Here is a 6,662-nt window from a genome sequence, read left to right on the forward strand (position 1 = left end):
CAGTCTGGCAGTCGATACATCTCTGACTGATCCACCGCATTCGCGAGCAAGCCCGCTCCCACATTGGGTTTTGCAGTGTGCCTTCAGGGTTTGAGTGCCAACTCGATCAGGCCGTGCAGTTCTTGCACCGACAGCGGCGCGGTTGAGAAGAGAATCCGAAACACCGTCGGCGCCGCCAGCAGATTGATCAAGTGGTCCACGCTCGGGGGCGATTGATCCGGATAACGGTCGACAATCGCCTGCAACTGCCCACTCAGGATACTCACGCAGTAACCCGGCGTGATCATGCATTGCAGGTCGCGCATCATGTTGCGACCGGGCTCTGAACTCATTTCATCCAGGTATTGCTCGGCCCAGGCTTGCAGGTCGCCGCGCAGGCTGCCGGTGTCGGCGGGCGCGCTGTCGGGGCGCATGCGGGCCAGGGCCACGTCCGCGAGCAGCACCGACAGGTCGCCCCAGCGCCGGTAGATGGTCGAGGGCGTGACGCCCGCACGCGCAGCAATCATCGGTACGGTGACGCTGGAGCGCTCATGGGCTTCCAGCAATTCACGCACTGCCGAATGGACCGATTCTTGTACCCGGGCACTGCGGCCCCCCGGGCGGAGGCCTTCTTTTATCGCCATGCTTGTGACCTTAACACAAAGAATTTGCTTTAAGCGCTGGCGAGTAGCACACTCCGCAAAAGCAAAATATTAGCTTTAGCGGAGCGTGCCCATGTCCAGCCCTATTTCCCATCGTTCCAGCCTGGTGTTCCTCGCGATCACCTTGCTGACGTTTCTCGCGGCCTCCAGTGCGCCGACGCCGTTGTACCACCTGTATCAGGAGGGCCTGCATTTTTCGGCGGGCATGCTCACGCTGATCTTCGGGGTCTACGCCTTGAGCCTCCTGGCGGCGCTGTTGACCGTCGGCTCGCTGTCAGATTACCTGGGGCGCAAGCCGGTGATTTTCGCCGCGCTGACCCTGGATATGCTGGCAATGTTGCTGTTTATCAATGAAGACAGCGTCGCCTGGCTGATTGCCGCGCGCACCTTGCAGGGTTTCGCCACGGGCATGGCCACCGCAGTGTTGGGCGCCGCCTTGTTGGATACCGATCGCCAGCAAGGCCCGCTGGTCAACAGTGTGGCGCCTTTGCTGGGCATGGCCTGCGGCGCGATGGGCAGCAGTCTGTTGGTGGAGTTCGCGCCATTGCCGACCCAACTGATTTACTGGACGTTGCTGGCATTGATGCTGTTGCAGGCCGTGTATGTCTGGCGCTTGCCGGAAAGCGTCAGCCGTATCCCCGGCGCCCTGGCGTCGCTGCGCCCCACCTTGCATGTACCGCCCCAGGCGCGCCGCGCTTTGTGGCTGTCGTTGCCGGTGGATGTGGCAGTGTGGGCGATGGGCGGCTTCTATCTCTCCCTGGCGCCTTCGCTGGTGCGCGCCGCCACCGGCTCGACTTCCAACCTGATCGGTGGCGGCCTGGTCGCCGTGCTGACCCTGAGCGGCGCGCTGATGATCTTCACCCTGCGCAATCGCCCGGCCGACAAGGTGCTGCGCCTCGGGGCCGGCTTGCTCGCCATCGGTGTGACGCTGATCCTCACCGCCGTGCACAGCGCCAGCCTGCCGCTGTTCTTCATCGCCACGCTGATCGCCGGCAGCGGCTTTGGCGCGGGCTTTCTGGGCGCCTTGCGCAGCGTGGTACCGCTGGCCTTGCCCCATGAGCGTGCGGGCCTGATGTCGGCGTTCTATGTGCTGAGTTACCTGGCGTTCTGCTTGCCCTCGCTGCTGGCGGGTAACCTGATCCGCAGTTTCGGCCTGATCGCCACCACCGATGGCTACGGCGCGATCCTCATTCTGCTGGCGCTGGGCGCGTTGTTAGGGCTGCTGCTGCAGGACTCGGCGCGAGCCAGGGCGACGGCGGGCGAGTGAGTCCTGCTTTTATATTGGTAAAATAGATAACAGTTAGAGATATTACCCGTTATATAGATATTCGATCAGGTTCTATCATGGTCTCAACCTCATGCGAGGAAGAGGATTGCCATCATGACCTGCTCGACAACCATCAGTTACAAACCCTTCAGTCACCTGACCCGTCCCCGGGAAGTGATTCGCCAGTTCACCCCCAACTGGTTTGCCGCGACCATGGGCACCGGCGTGCTCGCGCTGGCCCTGGCGCAGCTGCCGGTCAACCTGCCTGGCCTGCATGCCATCGCCGAAGGGCTGTGGCTGCTGACCATCGGCCTGTTTGTGCTGTTCAGCCTGTTGTACGCGGCGCGCTGGGTGATGTTTTTCCACGAGGCGCGGCGTATTTTCGGGCACTCCACCGTCTCGATGTTCTTCGGCACCATTCCCATGGGCCTGGCCACGATTCTCAACGGGCTGCTGCTGTTCGGCCTGCCACGCTGGGGCAACGAGGTGATCGCGCTGGCTGAAGCGGTGTGGTGGCTGGATGTGGCGATGGCCCTGGCCTGCGGTGTGCTGATCCCGTTCATGATGTTCACCCGCCAGGAACACAGCATCGACCAGATGACAGCCGTGTGGTTGTTGCCGGTGGTGGCCGCCGAAGTCGCCGCCGCCAGCGGTGGCCTGCTTGCGCCGCACCTGGCTGACGCCCATTCGCAACTGGTGATGCTGGTGACCAGCTATGTGCTGTGGGCGTTCTCCCTGCCGGTCGCATTCAGCATCCTAACCATCCTGATGTTGCGCATGGCCTTGCACAAATTGCCCCACGCCAATATGGCTGCCTCGAGCTGGCTGGCCCTGGGCCCAATCGGCACCGGCGCCCTTGGCATGTTGCTGCTGGGGGGCGATGCGCCGGCGATCTTCGCGGCCAACGGCTTGCCGGGTGTGGGCGAGATGGCCAACGGCCTGGGCCTGGTGGCCGGCATTACCCTGTGGGGCTTCGGCCTGTGGTGGATGCTGATTGCGGTACTGATCACCCTGCGTTACCTGCGCGCCGGCATTCCGTTCAACCTGGGTTGGTGGGGGTTTACCTTTCCGCTGGGGGTGTATGCCTTGGCGACGCTGAAGTTGGCGAGCCTGTTGAACCTGGGGTTCTTCAGTGTGTTTGGTTGCGTACTGGTGGTGGCATTGGCGCTGATGTGGCTGATCGTTGCTACGCGCACCGTGGAGGGCGCCTATAAAGGCGAGCTTTTTGTATCGCCGTGCATTGCAGGACTAGCGAATAAGTAAGCGGAGTTAGGTAAAGTCGTGGCCTGAATCTATAACAGGCCACGCAGGAACACGGACGATGAGCCACCCCTCGCAATTCACCTTGCTGCGCACACGGCGCTTCCTGCCGTTCTTCATCACCCAGTTGCTGGGCGCGTTCAACGACAACATCTTCAAGCAATCGCTGATCCTGGCCATTCTGTACAAGCTCACCATCGACGGCGATCGGGCCATCTGGGTCAACCTGTGTGCGCTGTTGTTCATCCTGCCGTTCTTCCTGTTCTCGGCGCTGGCCGGGCAGTTTGGCGAAAAATTCAACAAGGATGCGTTGATCCGCGCGATCAAGATCGGCGAGATCGTGATCATGGCCGTCGGCGCCACGGGCTTCCTGTTCAATCACCTGGAACTGATGCTGCTGGCGCTGTTTGCCATGGGCACGCACTCGGCGCTGTTCGGGCCGGTGAAGTACTCGATCATGCCCCAGGCGCTGCATGACGATGAGCTGGTGGGCGGCAACGGCCTGGTGGAAATGGGCACGTTCCTGGCGATCCTGGCCGGTACCATTGGCGCCGGGATCATGATGTCGTCCACTCATTACGCGCCGGTGGTGTCGGTGGCGATTGTCGGTGTGGCGGTACTCGGTTACCTCGCCAGCCGCAGCATCCCGCGCGCGGCGGCTTCGACCCCGCAGTTGCGGTTGAACTGGAACATCTTCAGCGAATCCTGGGCAACTTTGCGCCTCGGCCTGGGCCAGACCCCGGCGGTGTCGCGCTCGATCGTGGGCAACTCGTGGTTCTGGTTCGTCGGTGCGATTTACCTGACGCAGATTCCGGCCTACGCCAAGGAGTGGCTGTACGGCGACGAAACCGTGGTCACGCTGATCTTGACCGTGTTCTCGGTGGGCATCGCCCTCGGTTCGATGCTCTGTGAAAAACTCTCGGGCCGTAAGGTGGAAATTGGCCTGGTACCGTTCGGCTCGTTTGGCCTGACGGTGTTCGGCCTGTTGCTGTGGTGGCACTCCGGCGGCTTCCCACAGAATGTGCAGGCCAATGACTGGCTGGCGGTGTTGAGCTATGGGCAGGCCTGGTGGGTGTTGTTCGATATCCTCGGCCTGGGTGTGTTCGGCGGCTTTTACATCGTGCCGCTGTACGCGCTGATCCAGTCGCGTACCGCCGAGAATGAGCGGGCGCGGGTGATCGCCGCCAACAACATTCTCAACGCGCTGTTCATGGTGGTCTCGGCGATCGTGTCGATCCTGCTGCTGAGCGTGGCCAAGCTGTCGATCCCCGAACTGTTCCTGGTGGTGTCACTGCTCAACATCGCGGTCAACACCTACATCTTCAGGATCGTTCCCGAGTTCACCATGCGGTTCATGATCTGGCTGCTCAGCCATTCCATGTACCGCGTGGAGCATCGCAACCTTGATCTGATTCCGGACGAGGGCGCGGCGTTGCTGGTGTGCAACCACGTCTCGTTTGTCGATGCACTGTTGATCGGCGGCGCGGTACGTCGGCCGATTCGCTTTGTCATGTACTACAAGATCTACCGCTTGCCGGTGCTGAACTTTATCTTTCGCACGGCCGGGGCGATTCCGATCGCCGGGCGCAACGAAGATATCCAGATCTACGAAAAGGCCTTCACGCGGATTGCGCAGTACCTGCAGGACGGGGAGTTGGTGTGCATTTTCCCGGAAGGCAAATTGACCAGCGACGGTGAGATGAATGAGTTCCGTGGTGGCGTGACGCGCATTCTGGAAGAGACGCCAGTGCCGGTGATTCCGATGGCGCTGCAGGGGTTGTGGGGGAGTTTCTTCAGCCGCGATCCGAACAAGGGCTGGTTCCATCGCATCTGGTCGCGAGTGGTGTTGGTGGCGGGTGAGCCGGTATCGGTCGAGTCGGCGACGCCGGCGCAGTTGCAGGAGAAGGTCACGCAACTGCGCGGCACGGTCCTGTAGGAACACGGCTTGCCGGCGATGGCGCCCGTTCAGGCGCTATCGCCGCAAGGGGTCACGTGCTGATCTTGAGACCAATCAGTCCACAGATGATCAACGCCACGCTGGCCAGTCGGAACAGCGCCATGGATTCCCCGAACAGGATAATCCCGGCGATCACCGTGCCCACCGCACCCACGCCGGTCCAGATGGCGTAGGCGGTGCCCAATGGCAGTTCCTTCATGGCCAGGCCCAGCAGGCCGAGGCTGATGGCCATGGCGGCAATGGTCAGGGCGGTCGGCAGTGGCTTGCTGAAACCGTCGGTGTACTTCAAGCCGACGGCCCAGCCGACTTCAAACAAACCGGCAAAAAACAGAATGATCCAGGACATGATGACCTCGCTTTTATAGGCGGGGTCGTCCCCGGAGTATGCGCCTCGATAGCGTCGCGGGGTCGTCCCCGCGAAGCTCGGTAGAGTGCCGAAAATTGATCAGGCGATCAAGTTTGCGGCGTGTTCTCCAGCGCGCGGCGGTCTTCCTTCTCGCTCATGCGGCGGAAATACGTCGAGAGCAACGCCCCGGAAATATTGTGCCAGACGCTGAACAGCGCGCTCGGTACCGCCGCCAACGGCGAAAAGTGTGCGCTGGCCAATGCGGCGCCCAGCCCGGAATTCTGCATGCCGACTTCCAGCGCCAACGACTTGCGTTGCGCCAATGGCAGTTTGAACAGGCGACCGGTGAAGTAGCCCAGCAGGTAACCGAAGCTGTTGTGCAGCATCACCACTGCCATGATCAGCAGGCCCGACTCGGCGATCTTCGCCTGGCTGGCCGCCACCACTGCCGCGACGATGATCACGATGCTCACCACCGACACCAGCGGCAGCACCTCCACGGCGTGGCGCACCCGCTCGCCGAGCAGGCGTTGCGCGACCACACCGAGCACGATCGGCAGCAGCACCACTTGCAGGATCGACCAGAACAACTCCATGAACGACACCGGCAGCCAGGCCGACGCCAACAGCCAGATCAGCGCCGGGGTGAGCAGCGGGGCGAGGAGGGTGGTGACGGCGGCGATGGCCACCGACAGCGCCAGGTCGCCACGAGCCAGCCAGGTCATCACGTTGGACGAAGTGCCGCTCGGGCAGCAGCCGACCAGGATCACGCCGACGGCAATTTCCGGTGGCAGGTGGAAAGCCTGGCACAGCAGCCAGGCCACGCCCGGCATGATTACAAAGTGCGCGACCACGCCCAGTGCCACGCGCCATGGGTGGCGTGCGACCTCGGCGAAGTCTTCGAGTTTGAGGGTCAGCCCCATGCCAAACATCACCAGGCCCAGCAGCGGGACGATGGCGCTTTTCAGGCCAATGAACCAGCTGGGTTCGAGGAAGGCCACGACGGCGAAAATCAACACCCAGTAGGCGAAGGTGTTGCCGACGAAGCGGCTCAAGGCAGCGAGTGCGCGCATGGGGATGTCCTTGTTATTAGAAGTCGGAAGTACAAATGCGATCAGACGTGGGAGCGGGCTTGCTCGCGAAGGCGGTGTGCCAGTCAATCCATCTGCTGACTGATCCACCGCCTTCGCG

6 protein-coding genes are annotated in these 6,662 nt (G+C 62.1%); 3 read left to right on the forward strand and 3 right to left on the reverse strand.

Translation table 11 applies throughout. The features are described 5' to 3' along the window. Positions 1–83: 83 nt before the first annotated feature. Complete coding sequence (locus tag QMX97_RS31115) at positions 84–623, reverse strand: TetR/AcrR family transcriptional regulator (RefSeq protein ID WP_106804663.1); 540 nt, start codon at positions 621–623, stop codon at positions 84–86. Between the two features lie 91 nt (positions 624–714). Between QMX97_RS31115 and QMX97_RS31120 the strand changes: the two genes are divergently transcribed. The 3 genes from QMX97_RS31120 to QMX97_RS31130 all read left to right on the forward strand — a co-directional run bounded on the left by QMX97_RS31120 (position 715) and on the right by QMX97_RS31130 (position 5,104). Next, entirely contained in the window at positions 715–1,908 is a 1,194-nt protein-coding gene (locus QMX97_RS31120; protein WP_282398190.1) for an MFS transporter, read from the forward strand. 114 nt (positions 1,909–2,022) lie between these two features. After that, entirely contained in the window at positions 2,023–3,171 is a 1,149-nt protein-coding gene (locus QMX97_RS31125; protein WP_282398191.1) for a TDT family transporter, read from the forward strand. A gap of 58 nt (positions 3,172–3,229) precedes the next feature. Next, on the forward strand, positions 3,230–5,104 hold the full coding sequence (locus tag QMX97_RS31130) for an MFS transporter (protein ID WP_106804660.1): 1,875 nt from the start codon (positions 3,230–3,232) through the stop codon (positions 5,102–5,104). 52 nt (positions 5,105–5,156) lie between these two features. Here the strand turns inward: QMX97_RS31130 and sugE are convergent, their stop codons facing one another. Then, the gene (sugE, locus tag QMX97_RS31135; protein ID WP_003237114.1) at positions 5,157–5,471 is read right to left on the reverse strand and encodes a quaternary ammonium compound efflux SMR transporter SugE; all 315 of its coding nucleotides are present in this window, start codon (positions 5,469–5,471) and stop codon (positions 5,157–5,159) included. A gap of 107 nt (positions 5,472–5,578) precedes the next feature. Further along, positions 5,579–6,544 carry a bile acid:sodium symporter family protein gene (locus tag QMX97_RS31140; protein WP_065901396.1) on the reverse strand — a complete coding sequence of 322 codons (966 nt, stop codon included), beginning with the start codon at positions 6,542–6,544 and terminating at the stop codon, positions 5,579–5,581. Between the last annotated feature and the right edge of the window lie 118 nt (positions 6,545–6,662).

Origin of the sequence: Pseudomonas sp. PS01298 (assembly GCF_029959745.1) — a bacterium.
Classification (GTDB): Bacteria; Pseudomonadota; Gammaproteobacteria; order Pseudomonadales; family Pseudomonadaceae; genus Aquipseudomonas; species Aquipseudomonas aylmerensis.

Excerpts from the sequence above, each read along its gene's own strand:
- sugE (WP_003237114.1), bottom strand. The coding sequence starts at position 5,471 with ATGTCCTGGATCATTCTGTTTTTTGCCGGTTTGTTTGAAGTCGGCTGG.
- QMX97_RS31130 (WP_106804660.1), top strand. The coding sequence starts at position 3,230 with ATGAGCCACCCCTCGCAATTCACCTTGCTGCGCACACGGCGCTTCCTG.
- QMX97_RS31125 (WP_282398191.1), top strand. The coding sequence starts at position 2,023 with ATGACCTGCTCGACAACCATCAGTTACAAACCCTTCAGTCACCTGACC.
- QMX97_RS31140 (WP_065901396.1), bottom strand. The coding sequence starts at position 6,544 with ATGCGCGCACTCGCTGCCTTGAGCCGCTTCGTCGGCAACACCTTCGCC.
- QMX97_RS31120 (WP_282398190.1), top strand. The coding sequence starts at position 715 with ATGTCCAGCCCTATTTCCCATCGTTCCAGCCTGGTGTTCCTCGCGATC.
- QMX97_RS31115 (WP_106804663.1), bottom strand. The coding sequence starts at position 623 with ATGGCGATAAAAGAAGGCCTCCGCCCGGGGGGCCGCAGTGCCCGGGTA.